Source organism: Rhizobium sp. 01T444, assembly GCF_056398305.1.
The window spans coordinates 1-1,285 of record NZ_JBFTPD010000083.1 but is presented as its reverse complement, the minus strand read 5'-3'; the positions used below and the strand labels follow the sequence as shown (position 1 = coordinate 1,285).

The 1,285-nt window shown below is 67.8% G+C and carries 2 protein-coding genes; both read left to right on the top strand.

The features are described from left to right. On the top strand, positions 1-704 hold a 704-nt coding region (locus AC1DTN_RS37205; RefSeq protein ID WP_477925091.1), incomplete at its 5' end, for a 4-hydroxyphenylpyruvate dioxygenase family protein. A 30-nt stretch (positions 705-734) separates the two neighbouring features. Beyond that, a partial coding sequence (locus AC1DTN_RS37200) for an MFS transporter (protein WP_477925090.1) occupies positions 735-1,285 on the top strand: 551 nt, incomplete at its 3' end.

Genomic DNA, 1,285 nt, shown 5'->3' with positions numbered 1-1,285 from the left:
GCCCCGGCGAGATGCTGGTGCCGGCGATGGTCTCTCCCGGGGGCAACCTCATTCACTTCGTGGCTTCGGAACTCGGCGCCCGCGGCCTCTTCGAAGCGGATTTCGTGCTCGACGACGCGGCCGACACCTGCGGCGCGGGCCTGCAGTCGATCGACCACGTGGCGCTCGGCCTTGCGCTCGACCAGCTCGACACCTGGGTGCTGTTCTCGCGCGCCGTGCTGGGCCTGGAGCCCGGCGAAAGCCTCGAACTGGCGGACCCTTTCGGCCTGATCCGCAGCCGCGGCGTCGCCAGCGCGAACCGCAGCGTGCGGCTGGTGCTCAACGTGTCGCTGAGCCAGCGCACCCGCACCGCGCGCGCCGTGCGCAAGAGCGGCGGCGGCGCGGTCCATCACATCGCGCTGGCATGCGAGGACATCTTCGAGACGGTGGCCCGGCTGCGCGCCAACGGCACGCGCTTCGTGCCGATCTCGGACAACTACTACGACGACCTGCCGACGCGCCTGGACATCGATGCCGCGCTGCTATCGCGCATGCGCGCGGCCGGCGTGCTGTTCGACCGCTCGGCCGCGGGCGAATACCTGCACATCTACACCGAGAGTTTCGAGCACGGCATCTTCTTCGAGATCGTGCAGCGCGTGGGCCGGTACGACGGGTATGGCGCCAGCAACGCACCGGCGCGCATGGCCTCCCAGGCGCAGGAATGAGTTCTTTCAATCACCCCATGGAGACAGACAATGTCAAGCATCACCGCGCATGAGCCGCAAGGCACGCACCAGTCCAGAAAGGCCACGGCCAGCGGCTGGATCGGATCGACACTGGAGTACTACGACTTCTTCATCTACGCCACAGCGGCGGCGCTGATCTTCCCGCAGATCTTCTTTCCCAAGGGTGACCCGCAGATCGCGATCATCGCCTCGCTCGCGACCTACGGCGTCGGCTACGTGGCGCGTCCCATCGGCGCCTTCGTCCTGGGCCATTGGGGCGACACCCATGGCCGCAAGCACGTGCTGATCCTGTGCATGTTCCTGATGGGCTTCTCGACCGTGGCCGTCGGCTTGCTGCCGACCTACGATCAGGTCGGCCTGCTGGCCCCGACGTTGCTCGTGATCCTTCGCCTGATCCAGGGCTTCGCCGTCGCCGGCGAGATCTCCGGCGCCAGCTCGATGATTCTCGAGCACGCCCCCTTCGGCCGGCGCGGCTTCTTCGCCAGCTTCACGCTGCAAGGCGTGCAGGCCGGGCAGATCCTGGCGGCGGCCGTGTTCCTGCCGCTGGCGCACTACATGCC